Origin of the sequence: Thiohalocapsa halophila (genome assembly GCF_016583825.1) — a bacterium.
In the GTDB taxonomy this organism is placed as follows: domain Bacteria; phylum Pseudomonadota; class Gammaproteobacteria; order Chromatiales; family Chromatiaceae; genus Thiohalocapsa; species Thiohalocapsa halophila.
On sequence record NZ_NRRV01000020.1, the window covers coordinates 26,027 to 40,999 of the forward strand.

Annotated in this window: 13 protein-coding genes and 1 tRNA gene; 9 read left to right on the plus strand and 5 right to left on the minus strand. The window is 67.5% G+C overall.

Annotation, left to right across the window (positions count from 1 at the left end; genetic code table 11):
- Nucleotides 1–117 precede the first annotated feature (117 nt).
- From CKO31_RS09980 to CKO31_RS09990, 3 genes are all read left to right on the plus strand, one after another.
- Nucleotides 118–207, plus strand: a tRNA-Ser gene (locus CKO31_RS09980).
- Between the two features lie 617 nt (nt 208–824).
- Entirely contained in the window at nt 825–1,730 is a 906-nt protein-coding gene (locus tag CKO31_RS09985) for a PRC-barrel domain-containing protein (protein ID WP_200236558.1), read from the plus strand.
- A gap of 394 nt (nt 1,731–2,124) precedes the next feature.
- Nucleotides 2,125–2,514, plus strand: coding sequence for a hypothetical protein (locus CKO31_RS09990; RefSeq protein ID WP_200236561.1), 390 nt, complete (start codon nt 2,125–2,127; stop codon nt 2,512–2,514).
- A gap of 166 nt (nt 2,515–2,680) precedes the next feature.
- Here CKO31_RS09990 and CKO31_RS09995 read toward each other — a convergent pair whose 3' ends face one another.
- Complete coding sequence (locus CKO31_RS09995) at nt 2,681–3,919, minus strand: ATP-binding protein (protein WP_200236564.1); 1,239 nt, start codon at nt 3,917–3,919, stop codon at nt 2,681–2,683.
- A 281-nt stretch (nt 3,920–4,200) separates the two neighbouring features.
- Between CKO31_RS09995 and CKO31_RS10000 the strand changes: the two genes are divergently transcribed.
- Nucleotides 4,201–4,707 (plus strand): hemerythrin domain-containing protein, encoded by a 507-nt coding sequence (locus CKO31_RS10000; protein WP_200236566.1) that lies wholly within the window; start codon nt 4,201–4,203, stop codon nt 4,705–4,707.
- Nucleotides 4,708–4,875: 168 nt separating this feature from the next.
- Here CKO31_RS10000 and CKO31_RS10005 read toward each other — a convergent pair whose 3' ends face one another.
- A complete protein-coding gene (locus CKO31_RS10005) occupies nt 4,876–6,981 on the minus strand; it encodes a CHASE2 domain-containing protein (protein WP_200236569.1) in 2,106 nt (701 codons plus the stop codon).
- Nucleotides 6,982–7,161: 180 nt separating this feature from the next.
- On the opposite strand from CKO31_RS10005, the gene CKO31_RS10010 reads away from it, so the two are divergent.
- The gene (locus tag CKO31_RS10010; protein ID WP_200236571.1) at nt 7,162–7,800 is read left to right on the plus strand and encodes a FecR family protein; all 639 of its coding nucleotides are present in this window, start codon (nt 7,162–7,164) and stop codon (nt 7,798–7,800) included.
- 126 nt (nt 7,801–7,926) lie between these two features.
- On the opposite strand, the gene CKO31_RS10015 is transcribed toward CKO31_RS10010, so the two are convergent.
- Nucleotides 7,927–8,691: an MBL fold metallo-hydrolase gene (locus CKO31_RS10015; protein WP_200236574.1), complete on the minus strand. Its 765-nt coding sequence runs from the start codon at nt 8,689–8,691 to the stop codon at nt 7,927–7,929.
- A 108-nt stretch (nt 8,692–8,799) separates the two neighbouring features.
- Entirely contained in the window at nt 8,800–9,138 is a 339-nt protein-coding gene (locus CKO31_RS10020; RefSeq protein WP_200236577.1) for a DUF3127 domain-containing protein, read from the minus strand.
- A gap of 338 nt (nt 9,139–9,476) precedes the next feature.
- On the opposite strand from CKO31_RS10020, the gene CKO31_RS10025 reads away from it, so the two are divergent.
- Nucleotides 9,477–12,344, plus strand: coding sequence for a UvrD-helicase domain-containing protein (locus tag CKO31_RS10025; protein WP_200236580.1), 2,868 nt, complete (start codon nt 9,477–9,479; stop codon nt 12,342–12,344).
- A 129-nt stretch (nt 12,345–12,473) separates the two neighbouring features.
- Here the strand turns inward: CKO31_RS10025 and CKO31_RS10030 are convergent, their stop codons facing one another.
- Entirely contained in the window at nt 12,474–12,917 is a 444-nt protein-coding gene (locus CKO31_RS10030) for a DUF29 domain-containing protein (protein WP_200236582.1), read from the minus strand.
- Nucleotides 12,918–13,268: 351 nt separating this feature from the next.
- On the opposite strand from CKO31_RS10030, the gene CKO31_RS10035 reads away from it, so the two are divergent.
- The 3 genes from CKO31_RS10035 (at nt 13,269) to CKO31_RS10045 (ending at nt 14,964) form a co-directional block, all read left to right on the plus strand.
- Nucleotides 13,269–13,541 carry a type II toxin-antitoxin system Phd/YefM family antitoxin gene (locus tag CKO31_RS10035; RefSeq protein WP_200236584.1) on the plus strand — a complete coding sequence of 91 codons (273 nt, stop codon included), beginning with the start codon at nt 13,269–13,271 and terminating at the stop codon, nt 13,539–13,541.
- A 3-nt stretch (nt 13,542–13,544) separates the two neighbouring features.
- Nucleotides 13,545–13,895: a PIN domain-containing protein gene (locus tag CKO31_RS10040; protein WP_322789122.1), complete on the plus strand. Its 351-nt coding sequence runs from the start codon at nt 13,545–13,547 to the stop codon at nt 13,893–13,895.
- A gap of 403 nt (nt 13,896–14,298) precedes the next feature.
- On the plus strand, nt 14,299–14,964 hold the full coding sequence (locus CKO31_RS10045) for a hypothetical protein (RefSeq protein WP_200236588.1): 666 nt from the start codon (nt 14,299–14,301) through the stop codon (nt 14,962–14,964).
- Nucleotides 14,965–14,973: the final 9 nt, after the last annotated feature.

Genomic DNA, 14,973 nt, shown 5'->3' on the forward strand with positions numbered 1-14,973 from the left:
AGGGCCACCCAGTCGTGGGCCGACATCACAGCGCCGGCCCGGGAACGGACTGTCGGCAGCAATAGCGATTGCGCATCCGAACCCTGCCGGCAACACGCCTGAGCCAGGCGAGCCTTTGGAGAGGTGCCGGAGCGGCCGAACGGGCCTGACTCGAAATCAGGTGTACGCGCGAGCGTACCGTGGGTTCGAATCCCACCCTCTCCGCCACTTCCGCCTAATGCCTGCCTTGAAATCAGCCCTGCACAATCTGGGCTGAAATCCGCTCCACCGTGTTCATGTGCGCGGTCCAAGCTGATCGCACCCGAGCACGGCTCTCGCGCTTCACTCGCCCGCACTGCGCGCGCCTTCGCCCCCAATGCTTGTCATCTCTCGCTGGCGCCCACTCTCGTCGCCGACGCGATTCCCGGCGCGCGAGCCGGGTACCCATGCACGTCCCCTCAGCATGAGCGCCGACTGCCGTTTTTATAGCGGCCGGACCCTTCGCCGGCGGGTGAATTCCCCCATCGCAGGGGCATAACGCGCAGTCCGACCCGCCGCCGGCCCCAAGAGTCCCGTCCTAAGGAGACGCCGATTCACTGGCCGTCCCCGCCAAAAATCACACGCAGCCTGGCCTGATGCCGTCAAGGGGCGGCTTCCTGGCTCCTGCATTGTCAGCAACTTAGGTCGCTGACAATAGCGTGGGCCTGCTTAGCACGAGCAACGCCGATGAATGGGCGTTTCCCAACGACCGCGCCTGCCCTGGCCTCACCTTTGCAGCAGCCGAGGGGAGTGCAGACCGCACGAGGCGGTCGTCTTTGTGCAAGCAACCCTTAAGGAGCACATCTATGACCTTCGATACGACGCGTTCTCACGTCCCTGGACTGACCTGTGTGCCGACCCTCGCCGCCGCAGCCGTCGCAAGCGCCTGCCTGTTCTCCGGCGCCGCAGCCATGGCGGCCCAGTCGGGGGCTGCGCAGTCGGGTGCCGGCGGCCAACAAGGCCAGGCGCAGCAAGCGCAGCAACAGGCCGGTTCCGACCCGGCCGAGCAGTCCGCCGGGGCCGACAAACCAGTGACCAAGCAGCTACTAGACCGCTACAAGCTCAGCACATGGCTCGGCAAGTCCGTGCAGAACGCCAAGGGCGAAGAGCTCGGTACCGTCGAGGAATTGGTGATGGACGACGCCGGCCGCGTGCGCTACGTGGTAATGCAGAGCGAGCTGCTCGCGGAGCGCAAGGCGGGCGACTTGGTCGCCGTGCCGGCGGGCCATTTCGCCTATCCGGCGGCGCCCGAGCATCCACTGATCTTCGACGTGACCCCCGGACAGATGCAGCAGGCCCCAGCCTTCGGCGCCGCGGGTATGCCCGACATGGGCCACCCGACGGTCAGCAGCATCGTCGTCGCCTATTGGCTCCCGGAGGGTGCAGGCGAGCAGCGTGCGAGTGAGCAGACCGATTACGACATCGACAAATACGAGCCCAACCGCGACATCATCAATCTGTCGCAGCAGCAGGGAGCGCTGTTCGAGAAGCTCGACGATAACGGTGACGATTTGATCAGTCGCGAGGAGGCTCAGGACCATGAGCGTCTATCCGAGCGCTTCGGCAAAATCGACAGCTATGGCAACAAGGCCATCACCCGATCCGAATTCGCCGCATTCGAAATCAAGGATGTGGTGAGCACAGGCGATCAGTCGAGCCAGAACAAAGGCAACGAGTCCGGGAAGCAGCCGGAGATGAGCCAGAGCCAGTAGTCTCGGCTGACACTGTCCCCACGCCGGCGCAGGGACGCGCTGTCAGAAAGCGGAGGTAACGATGAAGCCCAACAACATCCTATTGGCAATCCTGGCGGTCGTCCTGCTGATGGCGGCCTATGCAGCCGTGCAAGAGCGGGAGACCGCGCCGGCAGGCGCCAGTGCTCAACAAGCACAGGCGAGAGGTGGCGCAGATACCGACAGAGGCCCGAGCATGGGGACACCCGCCGCCTCGCCAGCGAGTCAGAAGGCGGAAGCTTCGGCGGCAGCGGAGGCGCCAGCAGACGCTGAGGCGTCGGGCGACGACCTCGAGCAGCCCTTTGGCTTCATGGGCGAAACCTTTGGGGGCGCGGTCTCCGCGTCAGCGTCGGCCCCCGCCACCACAGGCGCTGCAATGAGTGATGAGATGCTCGAGGAGACCATGACCACAGTGGAAGAGACCGCCGAGGCCATGGGCGCAGCGGCCAAGGAAGCCGCACAGGCGGCGGAGCCAGTGGTTGATGCCGCAGCCGACGAGCTCGGCGAGGCCGCCCAAGACGCCGCGCGGGAGGCCGGGGCCTTGGCAGCCGAAGCCGCGCAGGAGGCCGGTGCCGCAGTGACGGAAACCGCCCAAGAAGCCGGAGCTGCGGCCCTGGAAGCGACTGGGCAGGCTGCGCAAGAGGCAGGCACCGTCATCACCGACACGGCCGCAGAAGCCGGCGAGGTCATCAGCGAGACGGCTCAGGATGTCGGCGAAGAGACCGCCGATCTGGTGACCGGCGATGACGCCTCCGGGCAAGACTGACCTCCACGGCCCGGGCTAATGGGCACGGCCGCCCCCGGACGACGACACGTCGGCGGCGGCCTCGCAGACGCGCGACCCGACGGTCTCCCGGTGGCGTACAGACGCTCGGCCTACCGGGCGGTGTCGCGCTGCATGAGGGCAATCGGCGCAGCGCGGGGGCGGAGTCTCAGCTCCGCCAAAGCAGCGGCAGCCGCAGGTGGCGCTTGATGGCCGCGCCGACATAGGGCCAGAGCCGGCCCTTCTCCCAGAGCATCCGGGCGTAGAGCGACACCGGCTGCCCCGGCGGCTTGCGATAGCCATCTCGGGGCCTGAGCCGAATCGCGCCTTGGTCGCAAGTGGGGATGCAGACTCCGCAGCCCAGGCAGACGTCGGCATCCACCGCCGCCCAGCGTTCGCCGGGCTCGCGGCGGCTGCGCTGCGGTGCGCCTGCTGCCGGCGCGGGCGTCGGTAGCCTCTCGCCGCCACGCGCACTGCTGCCAAGGCCAATGCACTTCGCGTTGCAGGCGCGTAGGCATTCGCCGCAGTAGTCGCAGCGCTCCGGGTCGACCTGCGCAATAAAGGGCGTCTTACCGAGCCCGTCCGGATAGCCATTCTGCACGCCGGCCATGAGCTCGCAGCAGCAGCGGCAGCAGTTACAGAGAAAGGACGGCTGCTCGCGGACGTTGTCGGTGACGTGCGTGAGGCCCAGGGCGCGGGCGTGGTTCAGGGTGTCGAGCATCTCGTCGATGGACTTCTCCTCGGCGAGACCCCGGCGCACCAGGAAGCGGGCGCCCTCCCCCAGCACCATGCAGATGCCGTCCACCGGCGCGCCCTTCTTGCAGGACTGGCCCAGGTGCTCCTTCTTGTGCCGGCAGTAGCACATCGTGACGGCGCGGAAGCTCGCGCGGCGGATGATCTCCCGCGCGTCTTCAAAGGGGGTGATGCGGGAGCTGACCGGGATCTGCTCTTCGTCGACGACGGCCCGGGCGATGGGTGTCCTGCTGCCGAAGAACTCTTTGGCCTGGCCGTCGCGCTCGTGCAGGTACTCGGTCATCAGCTCCGCAACCCGCTGTACCGGCAGGTCCGTGCGCCGGCGCATGAAGGTGAACTCGAAGAAGCCGATGAGCCCCGGCATCAGCATGTAGTAGATCTCGCCGGCATAGGGCAGATCCATTACCAGGCCCTTGTTGGCCATGGATTCCAGGATGCCGTCCAGCTCCGGCGCCGCGATGCCGGTGGCCTCGGCCAGCTCCGCCAGCGTCGCCTCCATCAGCGGGAAGCAGGCGGCGACATAGGCCTCGCGCGCATCGAACAGCAGTGACAGGATCTCGCGCAGCTTGGCGTTGTCGACCAGGCCGACGGGATGTTGGTTCAAGCGGTCGATGAGCGGCACCAGGTCGGACTTGGCGCTGAGGAGGTGTCCCATGGCGGCGGGCCGGGTCGGCGGCGGCGGTTGCAGGCACGATGGCGCGGTTGCCGGCAGTATAGGCAAGGATGGCTCGGCGCGAATTGATGCAGGACCAGATGACCTCGACCCACTCTCCAGCGACGGTGTCGCGCTCATACGTGCCGGTTGTGCGCGCCTTTCGCCACATCCAGGCGCTCCGCGCTCCGTGCGCGGACTCGCTGGGCCCGAGGTCGGTTGACCAGAACCGCCAGCCTGTCGGACGCTTACAAATTGTCCCGAAACCCCAATAGGAGTCTCCCATGCGACGCGATCCGAGCCTGCGCCGGCTCTCGCGGGACCATCACACCGGCCTGGTGCTGGCCAAGCGCACGCGCGAGCTGGCGGCTGCCGACGCGGCTCGGCGGGACGCCGCCTGGGCCGAGGCGCAGGCGCGCTTCGCCGACGAGCTGGAGCCGCACTTCCGGCTCGAAGAACAGGGGCTGCTGCCGGCTCTGCGCGCCGTCGGCGAAGACGCACTGGTCGAGCGCACACTGGCCGAGCACGCCGAGCTGCGCGAGCTGATCGGCGGCGGGGCCGAGCAGGTCACGGAGCGGTTCGCAGAGGCATTGACCGCGCACATCCGCTTCGAGGAGGCGACGCTGTTCGAGACGGCGCAGCGCGTCCTCGACCCGCAGGTCCTCGCGGAGCTCGGCACGCTGCACGAGCAAGCGGCGCGGCCCGCCTGCGCCCTGTCGGGATCGGGGTCGGGATCGGGGTCGAGATCGGGGTCGGGCGCGGGGTCAGGATCGGGCGACGGAGCGCACTGAGCCCCGCACCCATCGCAACTGGGATAGCCGGGCCGGGCCGCCTATCCAATCGCAGAATCCTGACTAGCGTACCATCGCGACATACCATACTGCTCGCGCACCAGAGATAGGAGACAGCGATGGCCACCATGTCGGTTCGGTCGACTTATGCACTAAGGTACGGCCGACTCACTGCTCCAGCCGGATCTCGACACCGCTCCCACCGGCGCGCAGGCGCTGCAGATGCAAGCGCACCAGCCCGTCTTCCGGAAAGCGCGCCGCACACGCCTCGAAGGCGGCGAGGGCCTGCGGACTTCGCTGCTCGGCCAGGTGATAGGCGTGGTCATAGGCCATCGCGAGCCCGCTGTCGATCTCGGTCTGCGTGAGCGGCGTGTAGGTCTGGATGGGGTTGCGCTTGCCCTTCAGTATCAGGGCGCCGATGGGCCGCAGCGACGTCTGCGGACACTGCGCGGCTGTATCCCCGCTGACGGCGACGCGCGTGCCGAAGTGCCGGTTTGAGGACTCGAGCCGGGCGGTGGTGTTGATGGGGTCGCCAAAGGCACGGTAGTCGAGCTGGCTGCGACCGCCGAAGTTGCCGACGATGACCTCACCGGTGTGCACGCCGATGCGGGTGTCGCCGAAAGGCACGCCCTCACGGCGCATGCGCTCGGCAAAGTCCGCGGCGAAGCGGTCGATGGCCAGCGCGCAGTCCAGCGCCCGCCGCGCGTGGTCGGGCTGGACCACGGGGGCCGAGAAGTGCACCGACACGGCATCGCCGACGATGCGCTCCAGGGTCCCATCATGCTCGAAGGCAATGCGGATGAGCCCGTCCAGATACCGGTTCAGCAGATCCACCAGCGCCTCCGGCGCCGCGCGCTCCACCAGCGGCGTGAAGCCCGCCAGATCGGTCATGACGAAGCTGCACTCGCGGCGTTCGCCGCGCAGGCGCAGCTGCTCGGGGTGGCGCATCAGGTGGCGCACCAAGTTGGGCGAGACGAAGCTCGAGAAGGCGCGCTCCACGAAGCGCCGCTCGCGCTCGGTGATCGCATAGCCGGCGAGCGACAGCGCGGTGAAGACGGCGACGATGGTGATGCCGGGCGTCAGCGCATCGAACAGCAGCAGGTGCGTGCGGAACAGCCAGAAGCCGCCGGCGAGCACCGCCGCCACCAGCAACAGCCCCGTGACCACCAGCCAGGCGCCGCGGAGGCGAAAGGACAGCAGGATGAGCAGCAGCGACCCGAGCGCACCCGCCAGCGCCTCGGCGCCGACGGCCCAGCGCGGGCGCAGCGGGTGTGCGCCGGTCAGCAGCTGGCTCAGCGCCTGGGCGTGGATCACCGCCGCGCTCAGGCTTTCCCCCAAGGTCGATGTCACCGCGCTGCCGATGCCGGGCGCGGAGACACCGATCAGCACGATGCGCTCCGCCACCAGCGGCGCCGGTACCTCGCCGTCCAGTACCTCAGCGGCACCGAGCACGGGTAAGGACGAGCGCGGGGCATAATGGAGCCAGATCTCGCCGTTGCCGTTCAGGGGCACTGTGCGGGGGCCAATCCGAATGGATAGCGGCACATCCGTGGCGGCGTCGGCTGCGATACGCACCACATAGGAGCCGGCGCCAGTGGCCACCCGCAGCACCTCGGCGACCAGCGACGGATAAAGCTCCTCACCCCATTGCACCACCAGGGGCACGCGCCGCAGGCGCCCGTCGCGATCGGGCAGGACATTCAACGCGCCTAGCCCTTGGGCGGCGCGGACACTCTCTGCGGGTGGTAGCAGTGTCCCGCCCAAGTGGCTGTGCAGCCGCGGAGCCGCCGCGCCGACCATGGCCAGCCCTGCGGCGCGCGGGGGCGGCGCAGCGCTGCCACCATGCGCCGTCAGTGCATAGCCGATGACGCTTGGCACCAAGGCGAGCGCCACAGCCAGCCGGTCTTTGGGCATTTCGAATCCCGAGTCGCGCTCGGCCCTGGGTGGCGGCGCATCGGGCTCGGCGGCCTCCGCCGGGATCAGCGTCAGTGCCACCGTCTCGGCGCCGGCGGCCGCGAGTCGCTCGAGCAAGCGACCGAGCGTCTCCTGCGGCCAGGGCCAGGGGCCGGAATCCGCCAGGGCCTGCTCGTCGATCTCGACGACGGTGACGGGTGCCCGGGCCCCCGCGGGGAACACCGCCATGTAGGCATCGAACAAGAGATTGCGCATGCTGGAGAAAACCTGCGGGCAGCAGATCTGCGCATACACCGCGAGCGCGAGCAGCACCGTCGCCAGCAGCGGCGGCAGCAGTCTCGGGCGCAGCCGCCGGATCATTCGACAGCCTCGCCGTATTGGCGCTTCAACCGCCGCTCAATACCTGCGAACATGGCAGCGCTCGTACACTTTCAACCCAGCTCCATCCGGCATCGCAAAGCGCTCGTGCCGAAGACCAGCGTCAACTTTGGATCAGAGGGCAGGCTCAGGTGGGCGCAGGCTCGCATCGAGGTACCGCCGATGAACGTGAAGCTTCCCGCAGCCCTGGCCGCCGCCATCGCCCTGTGGCTGCCGATCGGCGGCCATGCGGATGAGCCGACCGCACGGGCCGAGGTCGGCGCGGTGGACCGCGTCCAGGCGCCGGCAGATGCCGTCTTCGCCGGTGATGCGCGTACTCTGGAGCGCGCGGCACCTGTCTATTTTCTGGACCTGCTGCGCACGGGCGAGGCCGCTCGGCTCCGAGTCACCCTGGCGGACGCATCCACCATCACCATGGGCGAGCACGCAGCGCTCGAAGTGAACGAGCTCGTTTATTCGCCTGAGCCGACGTCCACCACCGAGGCCACCCTGAATCTGCTCAAAGGCGCCCTACTCTACATCGGCGACAAGCTGCGGGGTGAGGAGCGCCGGCGTGTACTGATCCGCACGCCCGTGGCCATCCTCGGCGTGCGCGGCACCCATTTCTGGGTGGGCCCCATCGATGGCGCCACCGGCGTGCTGGTGGTTGGCGGCGAGGTCTTGGTCAGCAACCCCAAGGGCCGGGTCCGGCTGGGCGCCGGCGAGGGCACCATGATTGAAGCCGACGGCGCGCTGTCGCCGGCCAAGACTTGGGGCCAGGCCAAGGTGCAGCGCGCGCTGGACATGGTGGCGCTCGACTGAGAGCGGCGACGACGCCGGTGCGTCGGTACCGGCATCGCGGGCGGTAGTGAAATCGATGCCGCGACAAAGCCCCCTCGGCGTATCCGCCCGTTGTCCGTTCGGCCGCGGCATGTCCGGGCGGCCGTCTTAGCCAAACCGGGGCCGAAGCAGGATCTCCCGGCCAGCGCCGCCTTCGGCACAGTGCTCCCCGTAGGCCTGGCGGAACGCGGCGCGCGCGGCATCGCCGGTGCAGTGCGTGGGCGCCACATAGGCCACGTCCAGCGCCTGGAGGGCGCCCACGCAATGGGCGATCTCCGACGCGCCGGCATACATCAGATGAAAGCCGCCGATGGCCCAGTCGATGGGTCGTGCGAGCATCGCCGTGCCCCGCTCCACCAGCCGCTCCATCCCCGGGTGAGCGCAGCCGCTGACGACGGCACTGATCTGGGCCCCATCCGGCAGCGTCGTATCCAACACCAGCCCCTGCTCCGGCGGCCCCTGCTGCGTTGAGCGCGCGCTCAGCATGCCGGTGCTGAGCAGGCCCGGGGCGAGCTGCCGCGGCTCGGCGCCGACCACCACCAGGTCCTTGCACTGCCCGCGCAGGTCGGCGATCAGGTGCTTGGAGAAGCCCTGGTGCAGCACCAGGGTGAGCGCTGGGCTGCACTCCAGCACCGAGTCGAGACCGCCGATGTGGTCCCAATGCGGATGCGAGAGGAACAAAACATCCACGGCAGTCGGGTCCAGGCCCAGGGCTGCCATGTTGCGCAGCAGCGCGCGCCCGTTGCTGCCGGTGTCGAACAGGACGGTTTGCTCACCTGTCTCAATCAGCGCCGCGAAGCCCCAGAGGCTCTCGAGCCCGGGCAGCCCGGGGACGTTGTCGAAGAGGATGGTCAAGCGTGGCGAGTTGGACATGTCGTCGAGCCGCCTGACATCTCGAGGTCGAGGGTACGACGGGCATTGGCGCTCCCGCCGTCACATCGCTGGCTGCCGGCCGACCCGAGGCGGCGCTCCCAGGGGTCGTCAGAACGGCGGCTCATCGAATGGCGGCGGTCCGCCGCTCTGGTCAAAGTCGTCCGCTGGCCCCGAGCTCGCGCCGGCGGCATCGATGCGCCAGGCCTTCACGTCCGTGTACCAGCGGCCGTTGTACTCGCGGCTCTCCAGATCGAAGTGCACGGTGACGTCCAGGCCCTGCTCGATTCTGAACTGGTCGATCTTGTCGCCCCAGAGCATGAAGCAGACTTGGCGGGTGAAATCCCCTTGGGTGGTCTCCAGGACGTACTCCTGCTTGCGCCAGGGGCCGCGGGCGGAGGTGCCGGACTTCTCCGGCAGGACTTGCGTGATCTTGCCTGACAGTTCCAAGGCTCGTGGATCTCCGGAAGGATTGGGTGGTTAGATGGACGGGTGTGCAGCGACAGGCTGCATAGCTGCCATGCTACCGGACAATGCCCGCGGACGCCGAGGACAGACGTGCCGATCCCGATCGAATCCCGCACCGGCGCAAACGGCTCGGCAGCCCGCGACTTGGGCCAATATACTGGCGAGCCTGACCCTGCGCTGCAGAGCGGGCGGCAGGCGTCTCACCCGAGATCGCGCGACGCGGCGCGTCCAGCCCATCCCTCGACACTGGCTGCGCACACCCGCCGCAAGCCGAATCCATCTCCATCCCATCCCGTAGACCTGACCAGCACATCAGCGCCATGCGCATCCTCACCTACCGCGGGCTCGACACCGCCGCCATCCCCGGCATCGACAAGCTGACGGACCGACTCGCGGCGGACGACTTCCGCTCCGCCGACGTCAAAAAGGTCGGCGACAACCTGTACCGAGCACGTCTGGATCGCAGCAACCGGCTGCTGTTCTCGCTGTATCGCCATCAGGGCGAGCGTTGCGCCCTGCTGCTGGAGTACATCCCGAGCCACGCCTACGAGAAATCCCGCTTTCTCGCCCGGGGCGTGGACATCGACGAGGCACGCATCCCGGCCGCAGACGCCGAGGCCGCCGACGCGGCCCCGGAGCTGCCCTACCTGAACCCCGCCCTGCCGCGGTTCCATCTGCTGGACAAGGTACTCTCCTTCGACGACGACCAGGAGCACATCTACCAACAGCCGCCGCCGCTGGTGATCATCGGCTCCGCCGGCAGCGGCAAGACGGCGCTGACGCTGGAGAAGATGAAGGACGCCGCGGGCGACGTGCTCTATGTCACCCGCTCGCCCTTCCTGGTGCAGAACGCGCGGGACCTCTACTACGCCAACGGCTGGCAGCGCGACGACCAAGACGTGGACTTCCTGTCGTTTCGCGAATACCTGGAGAGCATCCAGGTGCCGGACGGCAAAGAGATCACGGCGCGGGCCTTCGCCGGCTGGGCGGCACGCCAGCGTCTGCCGAAGGCGCTCAAGGACAGCCAACAGCTGTTCGAGGAGTTTCAGGGCGCCATCACCGGCGCCGACCCGGCACAGGCATACCTGAGCCGCGACGCCTATCTGGCCCTCGGCGTCAAGCAGTCGATCTACCCGCAGGAGACCCGCGCCGAGGTCTACGACCTGTTCGAGAAATACCTGCGCTTTCTCGACGAGCAAGGCTGGTTCGATGCCAACTTGGTCAGCCATGCCTGGCTGTCGCGGGTGACGCCCCGCTACGACTGGGTGGTGGTGGACGAGGTGCAGGACCTCACCAATGTCCAGCTGCTGCTGATCCTGAAGTCGCTGCGCGCGGCCGAGCACTTCCTGCTCTGCGGCGACGCCAACCAGATCGTCCACCCGAATTTCTTCTCCTGGTCCAAGGTCAAGAGCCTGTTCTGGCAGCAGCAGGCCGACAGCCCCGGCACGCCCACGGATCTGGTCCGTATCCTCAACGCCAATTTTCGCAACTCACCGCAGGTGACGGAGACCGCCAACCGGCTGCTGCATATCAAGCACGCCCGCTTCGGCTCCGTGGACCGCGAGAGCAACTATCTGGTGCGCAGCTGCGGCCCCACCCAGGGCCGCGTCGGGCTGTTGCAGGACAGCGAACGGGTCAAGCGCGACCTGGACCAGCGCACCGCCGCCTCCACCCGCTTCGCCATCCTGGTGCTGCACCCGGAGCAGAAGTCGGAGGTGCGCAAGTTCTTCCGCACGCCGCTGGTGTTCTCCATCCACGAGGCCAAGGGCCTGGAATACGAGAACGTGCTGCTGTACGGCTTCCTCTCCAGCGAAGAGAAGCGCTTCCGCGACATCGCCGCCGACCTGACCGAGGCGGACCTGCAAGGCGAGCTGCGCTATGCGCGCGCCCGCGATAAGGGCGACAAGTCGCTGGAGATCTACAAGTTCTACATCAACGCCCTGTACGTGGCCGTGACCCGCGCGGTGCGCAATCTCTACCTCATCGAGCCACGCCCGAAGCAGCACCTGCTGGCCCTGCTCGGCCTCACCGAGGTGCACGAGGGCGTCGACGACGTGGAGGCGACGACCTCCAGCCTGGAAGAGTGGCGCCACGAGGCGCACCGGCTGGAGCTGCAGGGCAAGGAGGAGCAGGCCGCCGAGATCCGCGAGCAGATCCTCAAGCAGCGCACGCCGCCCTGGACCGTGCTGCGCGGCGAGGCCCTGGAGACCCTGAAGCAGAAGGCGCTGGAGCGCGGCGAGAAGAAGGCCGGCATCGCGCTGATGGAATACGCGCTGATCTACTACGACCAGCGCCTGCTCAATGCCCTGATCCAGTCCGGCGTCAAGGCCGCGAAACAGCCGGACAAGGCCCTGGCGACGCTGGAGAAGAAGCACTACCTGCCCTACACCCTCAAGCACCCGGGCGGCGTGCTGCGCGAGACCGAGCAGTACGGCGTGGACTTTCGCAACGTCTTCGACCAGACCCCGCTGATGGTCGCAAGCCGCATGGGCAACGCCGACCTGATCGAGGCCCTCCTGGACCGCGACGCCGACACCAATCTCGTGGACGCGAACGGCCTCAACGCCTTTCAGATCGCGCTGGAGCGCGCCTGTGCCGACGAGCGCTTCGCCCGCAGGCGCCTGCCCGCCGTCTACGAGCGCCTGGCCCCACCGAGCATGGACATCCAGGTGGACGGGCGCCTGGTGAAGCTGGATCGGCGACTGATGGAATACCTGATGCTCTGCATCGCCATGGTGCTCTTCTACCAGCGCCTCGGCGAGAACTATGCGACCCGCGCCGCGCTCCTGTCCGCGGCCGACTTCGAGGAAATCCTCGCGCAGTTCCCGGAGTCCATCGTCCCGGTCCGGCGCAAGAAGCGGCAATACATCTCCTCGATCCTGGCCAAGAACGAGATCGACCGCGACGACCCCTACAATCGCAAGCTCTTCCTGCGCTGGCGCCGCGGCGAGTACATCATCAACCCCCGCCTCTCGCTGCGCATCGAAGGCGACTGGCGGCGCATCTACGATGTGCTGTCACCGCAGCGCCTCGGCGCGCAGCTGCGTGATCCGCTGCGCTGGCGCCAACACCTCGTGCACGACCCGAACGCCGCCGCCGAGCAGGCGCTGGACTCGCTGCGCGCGCATCTGCAGGCGCTGAGCGATGGGCGCAAGCTCGCAGAGCTGTCTCGGGGATCGCGCCGCTGAGGCGTCGGCCGTACCCTGGCGGGCGACGGCCGCAGCCGGCGGTGACGTGCAGACTCCCGCCCCTATCCCGGCAGCCATCCACTCCCAGACCCGAAAAGTTAGGCTTCGGCTGGGTATGGAGCCGCGTGCTCAGTCGTCGGGGAGCCAGTCATCGGCGAGTAGCTGCTCCAGGCTGTAGGGGCAGTCGTCCGGAAAAAGATGACCATCGAGATCGGTCTCGATGACAGCGTCTCGAACCGCCTTTCGGTAGACCTTTCCCAGATTCTCGGCGCCCAGCATCCGCGCAAGACTCGGCGACTGCTCCAGCAAGCGTTCTATGGCGGTACGCTGGTGGTTGATGGTGAGCTGCCAGCTCTTGCCGCGACGCTCTGGCTGGTACTGGTGCTTCAGCAGATGCAGCAACAGCACCTGTAAGCGGTTCAGCAGCTCGCGGCGCTCGCTCGCCCCCATGGATTCCAATTCCTCCGCAATGTGCTCAACGTCCAGCTCATCAAGCCGGCCTTCGCGCAACAGCTCAGCGTTGCGCAGCGCCCAAGCGTGGAAGTCGGTGTCGTAACTCGTGGCTTCGGTCATTTCAAAAATATGCGGGCCGAGCGCGTGTCGCCTCAGGGATAGTAAGCAAGGTCCAGCGCCTGCTGGGCGAACATCGCCATCATGCTGGCCACAACGCGGTGAACTGCGCCGACGCCGTTGCCTAAGTCCGGTCGTTGCACCGCGTCACCCGCTGGCCTCAGCCAGTCGGCTCTCCACATCGATCAGGACGCGACTGTGGCTTCAGTGTAGCGCCCAAGGTGACTGCGGCAAGCACCAGCTCGTGGCGCTGGCCCCTTTTCCTCCCGTGCCCCACCTACCGCCCTTGCCCCGGCTCTCAGCCCAGTCCATATTCACCATAGCAAGCAGAACGGTCGTAGAGGTCGAAGTGCCATGATCCACGAAATCAGTGCCGTCGCCTTTCGCCAGAACCTGGGCGAAATGCTCAACCAGGTGCAGTACCGCCACGACAGCATCCTGATCAAAAAGGACGGCAAACCCGTCGCCGCGCTGATCGATGCCCGCCTGTTCGAGCGAATCCGACGCATGCCGGCCCGCTTCGACGCCTTGTGCCACCGCATCGAGACCGCATACGCCGCCGTCCCCGAAGCCGAGGGCCTGGCCGAAATCGACGCAGCCGTCGCCGAAACCCGCGCCGGGCGCTGACTCATCACCGCGTGGAAGCACGGCGCGCTGGAGGTGGTGCTCTCGGAGTACATCCTCGACGAGCTGCGGCGGGTACTGCCCAAACTGGGGCACCGGCATTGCCTCGGTGCGGATGAAATTGACGACCTGATCGATGCACTCGCGATCCAGGCCGAGCTGGTCGCGCCCGTGGACGCCGGCTTGCCCGAGCTCTCCGACGCCAACGACCTGCCCGTACTGGGCACCCTGATCGCCGCCCAACAAGGGGGGCAGGCGAGCGTGCTGATCACCGGCGACAAGGCTCTGTTGACCTTTGGCGACCGCTATCCCATCCATACCCCGGCGGAGTTTTGGGCGGCTCACGGCGGGTTGTGAAGGGGGGCTCCGCGTCCGCCAGAACGCGCCACCGCCGATAGGTCATTCACGGACACCACCAAGCACCGTGTCCCCGTTCGTTGTCGATCCGCATGGGCACAGAAAAAGTCCCCACCCTACCCGTCTCTTCCAACTGCACCGTTCACCCTGGCACCAGCTGCGGGGCAGGATTCGCCGTGCCGAACGCGGACGAGGGAGGATCGCGGGATCCATCCATGGTTCCGCCCTACGCGGTCTGACCTTCAGGATGCCGCCCCGATGTTGCCGACTGGAGACACAACCAACGCAGACGACGAGGATTCGTGCGAGGAGTGCCTCGCACACGCAAAGCCATGCCCATTGGCGCAACCCCTCCATGGTTTCGCAGATTGAGTGACGGATTTCAGAGATAGCACAAGCACAAGTGCGACGTGAGACCTGGCCCCATGGCACGAACGGCCTCAACGCCTTTCAGATCGCGCTGGAGCGCGCCTGTGCCGACGAGCGCTTCGCCCGCAGGCGCCTGCCCGCCGTCTACGAGCGCCTGGCCCCACCGAGCATGGACATCCAGGTGGACGGGCGCCTGGTGAAGCTGGATCGGCGACTGATGGAATACCTGATGCTCTGCATCGCCATGGTGCTCTTCTACCAGCGCCTCGGCGAGAACTATGCGACCCGCGCCGCGCTCCTGTCCGCGGCCGACTTCGAGGAAATCCTCGCGCAGTTCCCGGAGTCCATCGTCCCGGTCCGGCGCAAGAAGCGGCAATACATCTCCTCGATCCTGGCCAAGAACGAGATCGACCGCGACGACCCCTACAATCGCAAGCTCTTCCTGCGCTGGCGCCGCGGCGAGTACATCATCAACCCCCGCCTCTCGCTGCGCATCGAAGGCGACTGGCGGCGCATCTACGATGTGCTGTCACCGCAGCGCCTCGGCGCGCAGCTGCGCGACCCGCTGCGCTGGGGCCAGCACCTCGTGCATGACCTCAACGCGGTCGCCGAGCAGGCGCTGGACGCGCTGCGTGCGCATCTGCAGGCGCTGAGCGATGGGCGCAAGCTCGCAGAGCTGTCTCGGGGATCGCGCCGCTGAGGCGTCGGC

Coding starts and splice junctions, on each gene's coding strand:
- CKO31_RS10035 (WP_200236584.1), top strand. CDS start 13,269: ATGATCCACGAAATCAGTGCCGTCGCCTTTCGCCAGAACCTGGGCGAA.
- CKO31_RS10025 (WP_200236580.1), top strand. CDS start 9,477: ATGCGCATCCTCACCTACCGCGGGCTCGACACCGCCGCCATCCCCGGC.
- CKO31_RS10010 (WP_200236571.1), top strand. CDS start 7,162: ATGAACGTGAAGCTTCCCGCAGCCCTGGCCGCCGCCATCGCCCTGTGG.
- CKO31_RS10015 (WP_200236574.1), bottom strand. CDS start 8,691: ATGTCCAACTCGCCACGCTTGACCATCCTCTTCGACAACGTCCCCGGG.
- CKO31_RS09995 (WP_200236564.1), bottom strand. CDS start 3,919: ATGGGACACCTCCTCAGCGCCAAGTCCGACCTGGTGCCGCTCATCGAC.
- CKO31_RS10030 (WP_200236582.1), bottom strand. CDS start 12,917: ATGACCGAAGCCACGAGTTACGACACCGACTTCCACGCTTGGGCGCTG.
- CKO31_RS10000 (WP_200236566.1), top strand. CDS start 4,201: ATGCGACGCGATCCGAGCCTGCGCCGGCTCTCGCGGGACCATCACACC.
- CKO31_RS09990 (WP_200236561.1), top strand. CDS start 2,125: ATGAGTGATGAGATGCTCGAGGAGACCATGACCACAGTGGAAGAGACC.
- CKO31_RS10005 (WP_200236569.1), bottom strand. CDS start 6,981: ATGATCCGGCGGCTGCGCCCGAGACTGCTGCCGCCGCTGCTGGCGACG.
- CKO31_RS09985 (WP_200236558.1), top strand. CDS start 825: ATGACCTTCGATACGACGCGTTCTCACGTCCCTGGACTGACCTGTGTG.